At 49.6% G+C, this 16,752-nt stretch carries 17 protein-coding genes; 3 read left to right on the forward strand and 14 right to left on the reverse strand.

Features of this window, described 5'->3' with window-relative positions; all coding sequences use genetic code 11:
* Window positions 1-44 precede the first annotated feature (44 nt).
* Window positions 45-965 (reverse strand): DUF4349 domain-containing protein, encoded by a 921-nt coding sequence (locus WKT10_RS10140; RefSeq protein ID WP_340277006.1) that lies wholly within the window; start codon window positions 963-965, stop codon window positions 45-47.
* 207 nt (window positions 966-1,172) lie between these two features.
* On the opposite strand from WKT10_RS10140, the gene WKT10_RS10145 reads away from it, so the two are divergent.
* Both WKT10_RS10145 and WKT10_RS10150 read left to right on the forward strand, forming a co-directional pair.
* Window positions 1,173-1,484, forward strand: coding sequence for a metal-sensing transcriptional repressor (locus WKT10_RS10145; protein ID WP_340277008.1), 312 nt, complete (start codon window positions 1,173-1,175; stop codon window positions 1,482-1,484).
* A gap of 17 nt (window positions 1,485-1,501) precedes the next feature.
* The gene (locus tag WKT10_RS10150) at window positions 1,502-4,063 is read left to right on the forward strand and encodes a heavy metal translocating P-type ATPase (RefSeq protein WP_340277010.1); all 2,562 of its coding nucleotides are present in this window, start codon (window positions 1,502-1,504) and stop codon (window positions 4,061-4,063) included.
* An 85-nt stretch (window positions 4,064-4,148) separates the two neighbouring features.
* On the opposite strand, the gene WKT10_RS10155 is transcribed toward WKT10_RS10150, so the two are convergent.
* The 12 genes from WKT10_RS10155 to WKT10_RS10210 all read right to left on the reverse strand — a co-directional run bounded on the left by WKT10_RS10155 (window position 4,149) and on the right by WKT10_RS10210 (window position 15,119).
* Window positions 4,149-4,415 (reverse strand): HPr family phosphocarrier protein, encoded by a 267-nt coding sequence (locus WKT10_RS10155; protein ID WP_176253632.1) that lies wholly within the window; start codon window positions 4,413-4,415, stop codon window positions 4,149-4,151.
* A 93-nt stretch (window positions 4,416-4,508) separates the two neighbouring features.
* Window positions 4,509-5,159 carry an epoxyqueuosine reductase QueH gene (locus WKT10_RS10160; RefSeq protein ID WP_066549349.1) on the reverse strand — a complete coding sequence of 217 codons (651 nt, stop codon included), beginning with the start codon at window positions 5,157-5,159 and terminating at the stop codon, window positions 4,509-4,511.
* A gap of 96 nt (window positions 5,160-5,255) precedes the next feature.
* Entirely contained in the window at window positions 5,256-6,398 is a 1,143-nt protein-coding gene (rpoD, locus tag WKT10_RS10165) for an RNA polymerase sigma factor RpoD (protein WP_066549352.1), read from the reverse strand.
* Window positions 6,399-6,475: 77 nt separating this feature from the next.
* Window positions 6,476-7,369 (reverse strand): diacylglycerol/lipid kinase family protein, encoded by an 894-nt coding sequence (locus WKT10_RS10170; protein WP_337433933.1) that lies wholly within the window; start codon window positions 7,367-7,369, stop codon window positions 6,476-6,478.
* On the reverse strand, window positions 7,366-8,505 hold the full coding sequence (gene mutY / locus WKT10_RS10175; RefSeq protein ID WP_340277082.1) for an A/G-specific adenine glycosylase: 1,140 nt from the start codon (window positions 8,503-8,505) through the stop codon (window positions 7,366-7,368). Before mutY ends, WKT10_RS10170 begins: the two co-directional genes overlap by 4 nt.
* On the reverse strand, window positions 8,498-9,478 hold the full coding sequence (locus tag WKT10_RS10180; protein ID WP_340277014.1) for a biotin--[acetyl-CoA-carboxylase] ligase: 981 nt from the start codon (window positions 9,476-9,478) through the stop codon (window positions 8,498-8,500). Before WKT10_RS10180 ends, mutY begins: the two co-directional genes overlap by 8 nt.
* 16 nt (window positions 9,479-9,494) lie before the next feature.
* Window positions 9,495-9,803: a DUF6637 family protein gene (locus WKT10_RS10185; RefSeq protein ID WP_066550916.1), complete on the reverse strand. Its 309-nt coding sequence runs from the start codon at window positions 9,801-9,803 to the stop codon at window positions 9,495-9,497.
* A gap of 48 nt (window positions 9,804-9,851) precedes the next feature.
* The gene (argF, locus tag WKT10_RS10190; RefSeq protein ID WP_337433934.1) at window positions 9,852-10,841 is read right to left on the reverse strand and encodes an ornithine carbamoyltransferase; all 990 of its coding nucleotides are present in this window, start codon (window positions 10,839-10,841) and stop codon (window positions 9,852-9,854) included.
* Window positions 10,842-10,943: 102 nt separating this feature from the next.
* On the reverse strand, window positions 10,944-12,083 hold the full coding sequence (locus tag WKT10_RS10195) for a patatin-like phospholipase family protein (RefSeq protein ID WP_066549361.1): 1,140 nt from the start codon (window positions 12,081-12,083) through the stop codon (window positions 10,944-10,946).
* Window positions 12,080-12,298, reverse strand: a complete 219-nt coding sequence (locus WKT10_RS10200; protein ID WP_066549364.1) for an NfeD family protein — start codon at window positions 12,296-12,298, stop codon at window positions 12,080-12,082. The genes WKT10_RS10195 and WKT10_RS10200 overlap by 4 nt, the downstream gene beginning before the upstream one ends.
* Before the next feature lie 56 nt (window positions 12,299-12,354).
* Window positions 12,355-13,146, reverse strand: a complete 792-nt coding sequence (locus WKT10_RS10205) for a TrmH family RNA methyltransferase (RefSeq protein ID WP_066549366.1) — start codon at window positions 13,144-13,146, stop codon at window positions 12,355-12,357.
* Window positions 13,143-15,119, reverse strand: coding sequence for an NAD(+) synthase (locus tag WKT10_RS10210; RefSeq protein WP_337433935.1), 1,977 nt, complete (start codon window positions 15,117-15,119; stop codon window positions 13,143-13,145). The genes WKT10_RS10205 and WKT10_RS10210 overlap by 4 nt, the downstream gene beginning before the upstream one ends.
* Before the next feature lie 222 nt (window positions 15,120-15,341).
* Between WKT10_RS10210 and WKT10_RS10215 the strand changes: the two genes are divergently transcribed.
* Window positions 15,342-16,115, forward strand: a complete 774-nt coding sequence (locus WKT10_RS10215) for a tRNA threonylcarbamoyladenosine dehydratase (protein WP_066549369.1) — start codon at window positions 15,342-15,344, stop codon at window positions 16,113-16,115.
* 6 nt (window positions 16,116-16,121) lie between these two features.
* Here WKT10_RS10215 and WKT10_RS10220 read toward each other — a convergent pair whose 3' ends face one another.
* The gene (locus WKT10_RS10220) at window positions 16,122-16,541 is read right to left on the reverse strand and encodes an RrF2 family transcriptional regulator (protein WP_066549371.1); all 420 of its coding nucleotides are present in this window, start codon (window positions 16,539-16,541) and stop codon (window positions 16,122-16,124) included.
* Window positions 16,542-16,752 lie beyond the last annotated feature (211 nt).

A 16,752-nucleotide genomic window follows, 5' to 3' on the forward strand; every position in this document is an offset into this window, starting at 1 on the left:
TAAATAGGAGTCCATTATACCGTAAAATGGTCCAAACTGCAAATTCACTTCTTTTCCCCATGTTTTTTCGCATATTTTCGGCCTATAAAGTAAAAGATAAAAAGAATCGCCGCCGCAGGAACCCAAAACGGAACCGATATTATGATCCCTACAAAAAGAGAAGAAAACAAACCTGCTGCCCTGTGGGCATTTTCCACAAATCCAGTGCGGATCCTCTGCCATATGGTCTGAGGCTCTGTGGGACTGTAATTTGTTACTTCTGACAGATCCAAACGCAGAATACTGTATTCCACCTGATTATCATACAAGCGCAGCTGGGATTCCATGGATTCCAGATCATAGCGGATCTCAGACAGCCGTTTTTCCAAGGCGATCACTGCATCCAGAGTATCAGCTTTTTCCAAAAGAGCCCAGATCCTGTCCTGCTCCATTTCCAACGTCTTTTTCCTGCTCTCAATATCACTGTACTGAAGGGTAACGTCCTCTGTGTTTTCCGAACGATTCACTATACTTCCTTTTCCTTCCAGGTCTGTAATGAATTCATCCAGACGGCCCGTCGGGATCCTGACTGTAAAGCTGGCAGTACGCAAAATGGGATTTCCTTCGGAATCTGCCTGTTTTCCCATCACATCTGACCGCTCCGTATATCCCCCAAAAGTCTCTGTCTTTTCCCCGACCGCCTGAAGAAACGCGTCAAATTCTCCTGTCTCCATCTGAAGTTCTACCGTGCGGATCAGCTTTCGTGTCTGAGACCGGGATGTTAACGTTTCTCCCGTTTCCCGTTCTGTTTCTTCCAAAGCAGGAGCTTCCGGCATATGTCCTCCTGCAGCTGCCGGAGGACTGACAGCCATCGTTTCAGCTATCTCCATTTTATCCGCAGCTGCACCGGAAGCAGCGCCTCCGCAGGCTGTAAACCCAAACAGGACAAGCACCACCGCCAATAATCCCACAAATCTTTTTTTCATGCTCTTCTCCTCCTTTCCTTTCTGATCCCAACATATCATATTTTTCTTTCCTCTCAATGTCCCTGAGAAAATCGTAAGAGGAACGACAGCTTTTGTTATATTTTTTTAATATTCCTCTTGCAACATACCCCATCAGGGTATATAATGTCACTATACCCCACCAGGGTATATTCTCATCCCAATCCCGTATCAGACAGGAGGACTTATATGGAAGCAAAAAATCCAGCAGCATGCAGCTGCCATAAGACAAAAGAGCGTTCCGAAAAAGAATATAAAGATCTTATACATCGCTTAAACCGGATCGAAGGACAGGTGCGCGGCATCAAAAGCATGGTTGAAAAAAATGCCTACTGCCCGGATATACTGATACAGACAGCCGCCGTTACCGCTGCTCTCAACAGCTTCAGCCGCACCCTTCTTTCCAGCCATATCCACACCTGCGTTGCAAATGATATCAGGGAAGGAAACGATCAGGTAATCGACGAACTGATGAACACCCTGCAGAAACTGATGAAATAAAGGAGGCATTGATGCTTATGAAACAATATTCCGTAACCGGCATGAGCTGCGCGGCCTGCAGCGCCCGGGTGGAAAAAGCCGTGAATCACGTCCCCGGCGTTACTTCCTGTTCCGTGAGCCTTTTGACAAATTCCATAGGCGTAGAAGGAAACGCAGATCCAAAGGCTGTCATAGCCGCGGTAGAGCAGGCAGGATACGGCGCATCTGAAAAGGGCATATCGGATCATGCTTCTGCCCGGACATCTGAAAACGAAGATATGCTGGCTGACCATGAAACTCCCATACTGAAAAAAAGGCTGCTCTGTTCCGCAGGCTTTCTCATTGTCCTCATGTATTTTTCCATGGGTCATATGATGTGGGGCTGGCCGGTGCCCCCATTTTTTGCAGATAATCACGTTGCAGTAGGGATTTTGCAGCTTCTTCTTACAGGAATTGTAATGGTAATCAACCAGAAATTTTTTATCAACGGCTTTAAAAGCCTGTTTCACGGCTCTCCCAACATGGATACCCTGGTAGCCTTAGGCTCCACAGCCGCTTTTGTTTACAGCACCTATGCCCTTTTTGCCATGACCGGAGCACAGCTTCAGGGCGATATGGACGGCGTCATGACCTATATGCATGAATTTTATTTTGAGTCCGCCGCTATGATCGTCACCCTGATCACCGTAGGCAAGATGCTGGAGGCACGCTCCAAGGGGCGCACCACCGACGCCCTAAAAGGCCTTATGAAACTGGCTCCCAAGACGGCCACGCTTATAAAAAACGGAGCTGAGACAGAAGTCTCCATCGACCAGGTACAAATCGGGGATATTTTCGTTGTACGTCCCGGAGAAAATATACCCGTAGATGGTATTGTATTAGAAGGAAACAGCGCAGTAAACGAATCTGCTCTTACAGGAGAAAGCATCCCTGTTGACAAATCACAGGGTGACCGGGTATCTGCCGCTACCTCCAACCAGTCTGGCTTTTTACGCTGCCAGGCCACACGGGTAGGAGAAGATACCACCCTCTCCCAGATCATACAGATGGTAAGCGATGCTGCTGCCACCAAAGCTCCCATTGCCAAGGCAGCAGACCGGGTATCCGGCATTTTTGTTCCGGCAGTTATCACTGTTTCCATTATTACCACGATCGTATGGCTCCTTGCAGGCCAAGGTCTGGGTTTTGCACTGGCAAGAGGAATCTCTGTACTTGTCATCAGCTGCCCCTGTGCACTGGGACTTGCAACCCCCGTAGCCATTATGGTCGGAAACGGAATGGGCGCCAAAAACGGAATTCTCTTTAAAACGGCTGTTTCTCTGGAAGAAACAGGAAAGATGCAGATCATTGCCCTGGATAAGACAGGCACCATCACAGAGGGACAGCCAAAGGTAACGGATATCGTTCCCGCAGACGGCTATACAGACGGCTCTCTTCTTTCCCTGGCTCACGCCCTGGAGGCCAAAAGCGAACATCCTCTGGCAAAAGCCGTGTTAAAGCGGGCCGAAGAAAACCAGATGGAGCCTGAGGCTGTAACAGACTTTAAGGCACTTCCCGGAAACGGGCTTTCTGCTGTCCGCACCAGAGATCACCATGTACTTACCGGAGGAAGCCTTTCCTTTATCAGCAGCCGTACGCCCATTTCACAAAATATGAAAAAGCAGGCCGAAGCGCTGGCTGAGGAGGGCAAAACACCGCTTCTCTTTACGGAAAATGATCGTCCTGCAGGTATCATTGCCGTGGCAGACACCATCAAGGAGGACAGCCCACAGGCAATCAAGGAGCTTAAAAACATGGGAATCCATGTGGTAATGCTCACAGGAGACAATGAGCGGACAGCCAGAGCCATTGGCCGCCAGGCCGGAGTGGACGAGGTAATCGCAGGCGTTCTCCCCGAAGGGAAGGAAAGTGTGATCCGCACCTTAAAGAAAAAGGGCAAAACCTGCATGGTAGGCGACGGGATCAACGATGCTCCCGCTCTTACAAGGGCTGATATGGGAATTGCCATAGGAGCCGGAACCGATATAGCCATCGACGCGGCTGATGTAGTTCTGATGAAAAGCCGCCTCTTAGACGTTCCTGCGGCCATCCGCCTCAGCCGAGCGACCCTTAAAAATATCCATGAAAATCTGTTCTGGGCCTTTTTCTACAATGTGATCGGGATCCCCCTGGCAGCCGGCGCACTGTACCCGCTCTTTCATTTAAAGCTGAATCCTATGTTCGGAGCCGCTGCCATGAGCCTTTCCAGCTTCTGCGTGGTTTCCAACGCCTTAAGGCTCAATCTTTTTCCGGTAAGAAGCGCCAGAAAGGATAAACCGCTAAAGCATCCTGTAACCGCAGATGCGGTTGCTGCTGATACAACTATTAACAACGAAAAGGAGAATACTTCTATGACAAAGACAATGAAAATCGAAGGAATGATGTGCGGCCACTGTGAGGCAGCTGTAAAGAAGGCATTGGAGGCTCTTCCTCAGGTAGCCGAGGCGGCTGTCAGCCACGAAAACGGAACTGCCGTCGTGACCTTAAACGAGGCTGTTGCAGATGAGGTGCTTAAAAAGGCCGTAGAGGATAAGGACTATACGGTAGTGGAAATACAGTAAACAAACACGCCGCACAACATGCTGATACTAAAAAGGAGCCGCCCACCCATCCGGTGGAACGGCTCCTTTTACATCTGAAAAAAAATTACATCTCGCCCAGACCGCTCTCGATTGCCTGGCTTAAGGTATCCATAGCTGCCTGCTCGTCCTCTCCGTCACAGATCAGAGTAATCTCTGTACCGCACTTAATGCCTGCTGCCATTACGTTTAATACGCTCTTTGCAACGATCTTCTTCTCACCACACTCGATGGTGATATCGCTCTTAAACTTCATAGCAGTCTGAGACAGAACGCCTGCTGGTCTTAAGTGTAAGCCGGATGGATTTACTACGGTTAAAGTCTTGCTGATCATAATTATACTCTCCTTATGGTGTATTCTGCATTCGGAAGGGAACCGCCGCTCCCTTGTCCTCTATATGAATTTTATTACATCTGCCTATCTATGTCAAGTTTGAGTTTCCCAAGTTTTATTTTCCTTTTCCTGAGAAAATACACAGCCACAGTAGTTCTGGCGGTAAAGGCCGTACTGGGCAGAAAGCTCGGTAGAACGCTTATAGCCGTTCTTCTTTTTAAAGTCCGACTGCAGGTAGGGAACGCCATATTCCTCTCCCAGGCGGATCCCGATTTCATTAAGCTTTTGGGCGTTCTTTAAAGGGCTGATAGAGAGTGTAGTGGTAAAATAGTCAAAACCGCCCTGTTTTGCCACAGCTGCTCCTTCCCGGAGACGCAGCTCATAGCAGCGAAAGCAGCGTTCTCCTCCCTCCAGGTCCTTTTCATGTCCCCTTGCCATGGCATAAAAAACGGATGGATCGTATGTTCCTTCCAAAAAATGAATAGGATTTTCTGTCTTCATCTCACAGATCAGCCGTTCCTGCTCCCTGGCCCGTTCCCTGTATTCTGTTTCCGGGTAAATATTGGGATTGTAATAAAAAACAGTGATCTCAAAATACTGTGACAGATACTCCAATACATAGCTGCTGCAGGGAGCGCAGCAGCTGTGGAGTAAAAGAGTCGGAACGGCTCCGTTTTTTCCAATTTCTTCCAATGTGTGTTCTAAAATTCTCTGATAATTCTGCTTCTGCTGCTGTGCAGCCATAACAATTTCCTCCTTTACAGCAGGGACAAACGCATCAATATCCCGCCACGCACAAAAGGGCTGCTTTTGTGAGCAGCCCTTTTTATTTTATTTCATTTACAGGAAATCCCTGATGCGCTTGCTTCTTACCGGATTGCGCAGCTTGCGCAGAGCCTTGGCCTCGATCTGTCGGATACGCTCTCTGGTAACATTAAACTCTTTTCCCACTTCCTCAAGGGTTCTGGGATGGCCGTCTTCCAGACCAAAACGCAGGACAATGACCTGGCGCTCTCTCTCTTTTAAATCGCCTAAGAGGGCATCGATATGTTCTCTTAACATCACAGACTCTACATTTCCCTCAGGAGTCACTACGTTGCTGTCCGCTACGAAATCGCCCAGATTGGAGTCATCCTCTTCGCCGATGGGCGTCTCTAAGGAAGCCGGTTCGCGGGCGATCTGCATGATCTCCATCACCTTGTCCTCAGACATATCGAGAGCTTCTGCCAGCTCGGTGACAGAAGGCTCATAGCCCAGCTCCAAAGTCAGCTTACGCTGCATCTTTGACATCTTATTGATCGTCTCAACCATATGCACCGGCACACGGATGGTTCTCGCCTGATCAGCCAGAGCTCTTGTCACTGACTGACGGATCCACCAGGTCGCATATGTACTTAACTTATAACCCTTTGTATAATCAAATTTCTCAACGCCTTTGATCAGCCCCAGATTGCCTTCCTGCACCAGATCAAGGAAGCTCATGCCTCTTCCCGTGTAGCGCTTTGCAATGCTGACCACAAGACGCAGGTTTGCCTCGATCAGTCTCTCCTTTGCAGATTCATCTCCGTCTGCCTTGCGCTGTGCAAGCTCCAGCTCTTCATCTGCCGTAAGAAGGGGTACGGTACCAATCTCCTTTAAGTACATACGAACCGGGTCTTCGGTTCCGATGCCCTCCAGAAGATCCACTGCATCCAGGTCGATTTCTTCTTCCTCTGCATCCTTCATGAAGCTGTCATCGTCCAGATCAAGATCCAGGCCAATGTCATCCAGAGCGGGATCTGCATTCAACATCGCTTCGTCCAGTACGGGAACTACGTCAATATTACGGTTCTCCAGGTAACTGTAAATCTGATCCATCTGCTCGGGAGACAGGTTGTCCCCTGTGAAAAAGTCATTGATCTCGCCTGCATCCAGCGTATTGTGCTTGGATTTGGCATGCTCCACCAGCTTTTCCAGTTTTTTTAAAAAATCGTCCTTTTCCAATGATAAACGTCCTTTCATTTAAAGGTAAATGTGGAAACTCTCACAACTTATCATTATATACCATTTGTTTCGGGATTTCAACATCTATCGACAAGAATCCTTATTTTCTCCCTTAAACAGCCGATCTGAGCCTGGGTTCTGGCTCCGCCATACTCTCCGTCCAGAACCCAGTCCACCGGAGCTGCCGACTGAAAACAGATGGAAGCTGTCTTAAAACGGTATACATATTCATTCGGTTCTTCCTTTAAAAACAGATGAGAAATGATATTGCTCAGATCTCCGGGAGTTTTTGGCATACGAATCAAAAGCACCTCAAAGGCACCATCATTTAAGGCAACAGTCTGGTTTACCAGATTTTTAAAGCCGCCCACGCTCCTTGTATTCGTCACCATGCCGAACACGAAATCCTCCTCTAATTCCCCCTCTTCCCACTGCACTAACATATGGTATGGCTTAATAGAAGAAATACTTTTTAAGGCCTCCAGCATATAGGCCGGATGGCCCAGCAGATTCTTTCGATCCTGGGAGGTAGCATAGGCCACCTCTGTAAAAGCGCCGAAACCGGCAATATATACAAAATTCCGATCCCCGCAGAAGCTTCCCACATCCACTGCAAAAGGCGCCCCGTTTACAACATTAAGAGCAGCCCGCTCCATATCCTTCGGGATCTGAAGGCTGACTGCAAAATCATTGGTAGAACCCGCAGGAATATACCCCAATGGCGGCTGATCCTTAAGAGCCAGCATCCCGCAGATGGTTTCATTTAAGGTTCCGTCTCCTCCGCTGCACAGGATAAGGTCCATGCCCTCTCCCAGCTCTTTTACGATACGGGAGGCATCTCCCTGGCTCTGGGTTACATGAACATGGATATCATACCCATCCTTTGTAAAAATATCCAGGATCCGCAAAAGGCTTCCCCGGATCTGTTCCTTTCCGGAGCGCGGATTAAATACAAAGAGCATTTGCTTCACTGTCCATCCTCCTTTTTAAACAGGATCTCTCTGTAAGCGGAAAATGCATTGGGAAGGGGATACTGTTTTTCTATCTCCTCTCTGGATGCCATAAAAACACCGTCCGGCAGTTCCCTCCAGGGTTCTTTAAGGACAGCATGGTATCCGCTCATACGCCACTCAATATGAGAAAACACATGACGGGCATCTGGAAGAGGTTTCAAACATACCAGATCATCCTCAGACACTGCCAGATACGCCTCCGCCTCTTTTGGCGACAGCTTTCCCTCTGCATTGGGAAGCTCATAAAGAGAGGCCAAAAGCCCCTTTGGAGGCCTTTTGCGGATAGCGGCCTTCTCCTGGTATTCAATAATAAATACCGTCCTTTCTTCCACCTTCCGCTCCTTGGGCGGGGACTTCCACGGGATTTTCTTCCAAAGGCCATTTTGGGCCGTAAGGCATACGGATTCCATTGGGCATTCCCTGCATTTGGGTTCTCCGCCGGGGATGCACACCAGCGCTCCGGTCTCAATCAATGCCTGATTATAGCTTCCCGCGCAGTCCTTCGGCATCACTTCCTTTAAAAGAGCCTCCATGGATGTTTTTACAGAGGCTTTTCGGATGTCCGAGGAATCTGCCAGAATACGGGAAACGACCCGAAGCACATTTCCATCCACAGCCGGAACGGAGATACCGTAGGCAATCGAAGCAATGGCTCCCGCCGTATAACTGCCGATTCCGGGAAGGCTCAAAAGCGCTTCATAGGAAGCAGGAAGCGCTCCGTTAAAGCGCTCCATCACCTGAATGGCAGCTGCCTTTAGATTTCTGGCCCGGCTGTAATAGCCCAGCCCTTCCCACAGTTTCATCAGGCGGTCATCCTCTGCCTGCGCCAGATCACGAATTTCGGGAAACGCCTCCATAAACCGCTCAAAATACGGCTTTACCGCCTCTACCCGGGTCTGCTGCAGCATAATTTCCGATATCCATACCCTGTAGGGCTTTGGATCTTCTCTCCAGGGCAGCTTTCTGGCTCTGGAGGCGTACCAGGCAAGGAGCGGCTTTTCTACCGCCCGAAGCCGCTCCCTCTGCTCAAGAGACCGATCCTTCTCTTCCAGAATCTGGAGCCTGTCATAAAAATGCAGCCTTCCGTCACACATAGCCGTATATCCCCCGCACAGATACCTCTCCTGAAATAACTGCTGATACAGAATCATCTTCTCTCTTCACCAAAAGACAGCCTTCTTTATCTATTCCAAGAGCCATACCCTCATAGGAACCGTGAGGGTCTAACACGCGAACCTGTCGTTTCCGGTTTGCAAGCATTTCATTGTACTCATCCATAAGCCCTGTCATATCACCATATTCCATAAAACGGCTGTAATACTGCTCAAAGCTCTTAAGCACCGCTCCGATCAAAGGCGCCCGTTTAAGCTCATGGCCCAGAGACAGCTTTAAAGAGGTAGCAGTGTCTGAAATTTCAGGTGGAAAGCTTTCTGTATTTACATTGATACCGATCCCCACTACTACATAGCGGATGGAATCCTCCTCTGTGCTCATCTCCGTTAAGATGCCGCAAATCTTTTTCCCATCGATCACAGCATCATTTGGCCACTTGATCTGAGGGGACAGACCCGAAATCTGCCGGATCCCGGCCACCACTGCCATCCCGGCCACCAGCGTCAGCATAGAGGCTTTTGACGGAGACAACTCAGGGCGAAGTATAAAACTCATCCAGACTCCCACACCGCGAGGAGAGGCCCAGGCCCGTCCTCTTCTTCCTTTTCCTGCGCTCTGGCTGTCCGCAGCAACAAGAGTTCCATGGGGTGCACCCTCCTCCGCCAGTTTTCTGGCCTGACGGTTGGTGGAATCTGTCTCATAAAAGCAGTTCACCTGAGACCCCAGCCACACGGTGGAAAGAACTGTTTTAAGTTCCGGGGCTGTGATCACATCCGGAGAAGCCACGAGACGGTATCCTCTGTTTCTCACCGCCTCAATGGCATAGCCCTCCTCCTCCAGCTGGCGTATCGCTTTCCATACAGCTGTTCTGGAAACCCCCAGGCCCTCGCACAGCTGCTGGCCCGACAGAAAATCTGGTGTTTCCTTCAGCATTTTTAAAATTTCTGTTTTCATTCTTCTCTCCCATCATCTATCCGTGAAACCATAGACTTACGGCGCTTAACACGCCAAGAAGCCCAAGACCTGCTCCAAGAAGCAGCTGGAAGATTCCCAGCCTGAACCGCTTCTTATCTCTGGCACAGGTCTTAAGCTCAAATATGCCTTTGATCCCATTTAACAGCGCCGCCAGCAAAAATACCAGGGGAAACAGCATCCTGTTCCCTTCGGGGCTTATAAAGGACAGCACGGCGAATATGACAATGGCGATCCCAAGGATCAAGTGCGCCATGTCGAGAAATACCCCGGCACGGCGCTCATTTCTTCCTCTCTGGCCCTGCATATCTGCATTCTCCATTTCTCCGGATGCAGACCTTACAGAACCCAGAGCCTACTCCCCAAGGGTTGCAAGCATTACGGCCTTAATGGTGTGCATCCGGTTCTCAGCCTCGTCAAATACAACTGACTGGCTGGACTCAAATACTTCATCTGTTACTTCCAGCTCTGACACATGGAAGCGCTCGCCCATCTCCTTTCCAATCTTTGTCTTAAGATCGTGGAAGGAAGGCAGGCAGTGAAGGAAAATGGCCTGGGAACCTGCCCCGTCCATCACTTCCTTTGTTACCTTATAGGGGCTTAATTCCCGGATTCTCTCTTCCCATACCTCGTCTGGTTCTCCCATGGATACCCAAACGTCTGTATCGATCACATCTGCGCCCTTTACAGCCTCTGCCACATCCTCTGTCAGGGTGATCGTACCGCCGCTTTCTGCCGCAAAGGCCTCACATTCTTTTACCAGTGCCGGATCCGGGAAATACTTTTTCGGTGCACAGGCAGTAAAATGCATTCCCATTTTGGCACAGGCGATCATAAGGGAATTACCCATATTATAGCGCGCATCGCCCATATACACAAGCTTAACTCCCTTAAGCCGGCCCAGATGTTCTCTGATAGTGAGCAGATCCGCCAGCATCTGGGTAGGGTGATCCTCATTTGTAAGTCCGTTCCATACAGGAACTCCTGCATAATGAGCCAGCTCCTCTACAATCTCCTGTCCAAAGCCTCTGTACTCAATACCGTCGTACATCCGGCCCAGAACTCTGGCTGTATCTGCAATACTCTCCTTTTTTCCGATCTGAGAGCCGGATGGATCCAGATAAGTGGAACCCATTCCCAGATCATGGGCTGCCACCTCAAAGGCACAGCGGGTTCTGGTACTGGTCTTTTCAAAGATCAGCGCCACATTTTTTCCCTTTAAGGTATCCGTAAGAATCCCTTTTTTCTTCTTGTCCTTTAATTCTGCCGCCAGATCCAGCAGATACAGGATTTCCTCCTGTGTATAATCTTTCAATGTCAAAAAATTTCTTCCCTTTAAATTCATAGCATCCTCCGTGATCTTTTCCAGACTTATTTGGCCAGAAATTTATATTTATGCATCTTTTATGCATAATATACCACCATGAGAATGCGATGTCAAGAATTTTTATCTCCAGCTGCGCCTTCTTAAAACCGTTAAAAGCTGATCCGGCGTATAGATCCGAAACCGGCTGACCCGATATTTCTTTGCAGCTTCTTCCAGAAGGGAAAAATAAAGCTGCCTGTAATCCCATTTTTCCTTTAATCCCAGCTTTGCGGCAAGACGCGGAAACAGCTCCTCCATATAAATCCGCAGGGAACCGCCCTCTTTATTTTCTGTATGTTCCGCCCCCATCCCGCACCAGTCCATAAGCTCCAAAACTTCAGCCATCAGACGGTTAAAATAATACTCCTCGCTTTCAGGAGCATCCAGATAATAGATCCTTCCCTCCAGCCCATAGAGCATACGCATGGCATCAAAATATCCAAGGAGCATATTCCTTCTGGCCTTTTTCCGGTCAAATTCCAGAATGCCTCCCAGTTCCTGCCTTGGCGCTACATGATAAAGGCGAACGCCGTCAGGCACCTGAAGACGGCGTTCCGTATCTACCCCATAGCCGTAGATCCGAAGGACGATAATATCCTCATACCCCCGGTCGATCAGCACATCTACAGGCACATTATTGACCCTGGCACCGTCCATGTAATACTTTCCGCCCAGCTTTTCCGGTTTAAAGCCGATCAGATACGCACTTGCCATAAGCATGTCGCAGATCTGTCCCGGAGGTACTTCCTTTATATCAACCACAAGAGGCTGATGTTCCGTCAGGGAATAGGTAACTGTATATAAATCCCTGTCAGAGGTGCGTATTTTCTCCTCATCAATCGCCCCGCGGATCAGCTCCCGCAAAGGTGTGATATCAAAGCCGCCTTCTTTTAACAGGCGTTTTACTCCGTTTAGAAGATCCGAAAGTCTTACGGCTGTACCGTTTTTTAAGTTCCACTCCCTCAAAGCTTCCATTCTTTTGTCATCTACATCCATAACCTGGGAATAGCGGATATTTTCCCAGATTTTCTCCGCCGTTTCGAAGTCATCCATACAGATCAGGGCGCCGTTTAAAGCTCCCACAGAGGTTCCTGCTGCCCCCTGTATCTGTATGCCCGCTTCTTTTAAAGCCTTCCAGGCTCCGATCTGATACGCTCCTCTGGCTCCTCCGCCCTCCAGTACAATACCGTACCTGCGGCCTTTATCCAACTGCAGCTTCACCTTCTCCTCCTTGCGGCCGCTCCGATGATCCACAGTGAAAAAACAGACACAAGAAGAAACACAAAAAGCTGCTCCTCTGCCGTCCGCCCCATAAGAGCCCCTATCCAGGCTCCTAAAGCCCCTGCACAAAACCAGAGCGAAATAAGGCTGCGGAAAAAGAGCTCCACAGCCATAAAGAATAAATATGCAAAAAACCAGCCTGCAATCCCTGTCATGGATTTTCTCCTTTCAGGGGCCTCCCACGCTCAGGCCACGCCGCAGACTGTCTCTGTCAGATATTTCTGCGCTGTCTGGCTGCCTCAAACATCAGCACGGAGGCTGCTACCGCCGCATTTAAGGACTCAACCTTTCCTGCCATGGGAATCTGGATACAGCAGTCTGCCGCCTCTGCCGCTGCCTCTGTAAGACCGTTTGCCTCATTTCCAATGAGAAAGCCCACATTTCCAGTATAATCCTGGCGGTCATAATTATTCATTCCCTTCAAATGTGCCGCAAAAAGACGCACGCCCTCTCTGCCAAGCCTTTTGCAGACAGCTGTAAAATCCTCCGTATAAAGGAAGGGCATTCGCAGCACGGAACCCATGGTAGAGCGGATCACCTTGGGGCTGTAGATATCTACGGTGTCACGGCTCATGATCACACCGGTTACTCCTGCCCCCTCTCCGGCCCGAAGGATCGTCCCCAGATTGCCGGGATCCTGAATATTCTCAAGGAGCATGAGAAGAAGGGGAGTTCCGGAAGATGCTGGCTTTAAAAGCTCCTCCAGGGTGTATTTCTTCTGCCTTGCCACCGCCAGCACACCCTGAGGCGTCTTTGTATCCGCCATGGCCTTCATAACTTCTTCGGTGACAATTTCGTAGGAATAGGAGTGAAGCCACTCCCTGTTTTCCTTCTGGCTCTCAAAGGACGGCGTAACATAAAGAGCCTCTACGTCTTTTGGTGTAAATTCCCGGCACATCCGCAGTCCTTCTGCCACATAGACGCCCTCTTCCCGCCTGGCTTTTGCCTTTGCCTGAAGATTTACAACCCGCTTTACCTGCTTATTTGAAGTGCTGTTGATCATTTTGCTCTGGCTCCTTTCCCGTTTCCGGTCCCGGACAGTTCCAACTCCTTAAGTTCATCCAGCCACAGACGGCTTACGGCATCGCTTGGCATACGCAGATCTCCTCTGGGAGATACGGCCACAGAGCCCACCTTCGGTCCATCCGGCAGACAGGAGCGCTTAAACTGCTGGCTGAAAAATCTTCGGTAAAAGGTGGTAAGCCATTTTAAAATAGTCTCCCTATCATACTGTCCTTCAAACGCGCAAAGAGCCAGACGGTAAATTTTACCCGGACGAAAGCCGAAACGCAGTACATAGTACATATAAAAATCGTGAAGCTCATAAGGGCCTACCAGGTCCTCGGTCTTTTGGGATATTTTCCCATCCTCAGGCGGAAGAAGCTCCGGGCTCACAGGCGTATCAAGTACATCCAGGAGCACATCTGAAAGCTCTTTTTCCCCGCAGGTATCTGCATAATAGCGGACCAGATGGCGGACCAGTGTCTTGGGAACAGAAGCATTGACCCCGTACATGGACATGTGGTCTCCGTTATAAGTGGCCCAGCCCAAAGCAAGCTCGGACATATCTCCGGTTCCGATCACAAGCCCTCCTACCTGATTGGAAATATCCATCAGGATCTGGGTACGCTCTCTGGCCTGTCCGTTTTCGTAGGTTACATCATGGCAGTTTACGTCCTGTCCAATATCCTCAAAATGGCTTGTAACGGACTTGCGGATATTGATTTCCTTAAGGGATGCCCCTACCTTCTTTGCCATCACGCAGGCGTTGGTATAGGTACGGTCCGTAGTGCCGAAGCAGGGCATGGTAATGCAGTGGATCTGTTCTCTGGGAAGATTTAAAAGGTCAAAGGCCCGAACCGTCACCAAAAGAGCCAGCGTGGAATCCAGACCGCCGGAAAGGCCGATGACCGCATTTTTACAGCCCGTATGCTCCAGACGCTTCTTTAAGCCCATAGCCTGAATGGACAGAATCTCCTCACAGCGGCGTTCTCTCTGGACAGGATCCGCAGGCACAAAGGGAGCCGCATCCACATAGCGCAGAATGGAGCCCTCCGCTTCTTTCGCTCCCCGCTCCAGCTCAAACGGCACAGTCACATAGCCGCCTTTTTCCTGATACGGATCTGCTGCCGGGAAGGTTGTCATCCTGCGGCGCTCCGCTGTGATCCGTTCCAGATCCATATCCGCACAGATACATTCATTGGAAAAGCGCCGCGATTCCATCAGGCAGGTTCCATTTTCCGCCAGGATATTCTGTCCGCCGAATACCAGATCCTGAGTGGATTCCCCTTCTCCTGCATTGGCATAGATATATCCGCAGACCAGACGGGCCGACTGGCCACAGATCAGGCTCCTGCGGTAAGCATCCTTTCCTGTGGTTTCATCGCTGGCAGAGCAGTTTGCGATCACCGTGGCTCCTGCCATAGCATGAGAAATGCTCGGAGGGCAGGGAACCCACACGTCCTCGCAGATTTCCGCTGCCAGCACAAGTCCCGGAATATCCTCACAGGAAAACAGAAGGTTCATGCCAAAAGGAACCCTTTCCCCGTCAATCTTTATCCAGCGTACCGTTTCCTGTCCGGGACAGAAATGACGCAGCTCATAAAATTCCGAATAGTTGGGCAGATTCTTTTTGGGAACCAGTCCCAGGATCCTTCCTCCGCTTATGGCAGCTGCCGCATTGTAAAGCTTTCCCTCATGCTCCCAGGGAAGACCCACAAACGCGATCATATGCAGCTTCTTTGATGCTTCTACGATATGTTTCAGTTCCCTTTTTACTGATTCCAAAAGGGAAGCCTGCAAAAAAAGATCCGAACAGGTGTAGCCTGTAAGACACAGTTCCGGAAATACCATCACCTTTACTCCCCGGCTCTCTCCCTGTTCCATCAGCTCTATGATCTGTTTTGCATTATACTGCGGATCTGCCACCCTGATTTTAGGAGTAGCAGCTGCAGTCCTTAAAAATCCGTCTTTCATCTTGACCTCCAGCTCTTATGCATAGAAATTTTCTGACCGTAGTATAGCATAGATCCGCATAAAATCCCAGAGTGAATTTTCTCTGTTCTTCCCTTGACTATTCATAAAATCTGCTGTATACTTAGGCTGTTCAGAACGCCTGTTCTGTATGTTTTATAAAGCCCTGCACCACTACTACCACACTTGCCAGGGCTTTATTTTTTTACCAAAAGGAGGTTTTCCATGATCACTGAATTTTCACGCACGGAAATGCTGATCGGCCCCAAGGCCCTGAATGCCTTAAAAGGATCCTGTGTGGTTGTTTTCGGAGCAGGAGGCGTAGGCTCTCATGCCATTGAAGCCCTGGCCAGGTCTGGTATCGGCCATCTGATCCTTATAGACAGCGATACGGTTTCCCTGACAAATATAAACCGCCAAAGCATTGCTTATCACAGCACTGTGGGCCAGTATAAAACCAGAGTAATGGCAGACCGGATACGGGATATCTGCCCTGATACAAGGACAGATACCTTTGAAGAATTTGTGCTCCCTGATACAATGGAGACGCTTTTTTGCCGGATCAATGCCCTTTTAGAAGAAGAACATATTAAAAAAAGCCAGATTTCTTCCTCCGGCTCTTCTTCCATTACCTATATTTTAGATGCCATTGACACCGTTTCCGCCAAGATTGCACTTGCTGCTTATGCAGACGAGCACTCCATCCCACTGATCTCATCCATGGGGACAGGGAACAAGCTTCACCCCGAACTGTTTCGTATCTCTGATTTAAAAGACACTTCGGTCTGCCCCCTGTGCCGTGTGATGCGCAAGGAGCTGAAGACAAGAGGCATTCAAAGCCTGAAAGTCTGCTGGTCCCCGGAAAAGCCTCTGACGCCCGCGCCTGCTGAGGAAGATACAGGCAGCCGCCGCTCCACCCCCGGAAGCATATCCTTTGTGCCTCCCGCAGCAGGCCTTATGATCGCCGGAGAAATCGTAAGAAATATCTGCGGCCTCTAACAAAACCTACTTTGCAGCCTCCTGCCACCGGGCCAGATCCTCAATGGTATACTGGTCTACCACACCCCGGATTGCATCATCCAGCTCCTGCCACAGCCGCAGGGTGACGCAGTCATCCCTTCGCTGGCAGGGGTTGTCCTCACCGGCCAGACAGTCTACCGGAGCCAGATTTCCTTCTGTGATCCGCAGGATCATCCCTACGGTATACTCGCTGGCCGGCCGGGTTAAATAATAGCCTCCCTGATTTCCACGGACACTTCTCACACAGCCGGCCCGGGACAGGATCGATATGATCTGCTCCAGATACTTTCCTGAAATATCCTGACGCCTTGCAATATCTTTTATTTTCACCGGCTCCCCACTCCCATGAAGAGCCAGATCGATCATCGTTCTTAACGCATACCGCCCTTTTGTGGATACAAGCATATAAAAACAGTCCTTTTCTTTTTATTTGGGTTTGGGCATCTGGCAGTATGCCCAAACCCATATTTGATTCATGCCCTTATCATACTATTCCTGTAGGAAAAATGTCAATAGTATTTTCCGGAAATACAAGAAGAGCTGCCCTTCCCCCACAGAAGGCAGCTCTCAGTCACGATCAAAAACCGTCACACTATAAGTTGTGTTGGCATCCCCA

The sequence above is a fragment of the Enterocloster sp. HCN-30185 genome (assembly GCF_037890305.1).
GTDB lineage: Bacteria > Bacillota > Clostridia > Lachnospirales > Lachnospiraceae > Enterocloster.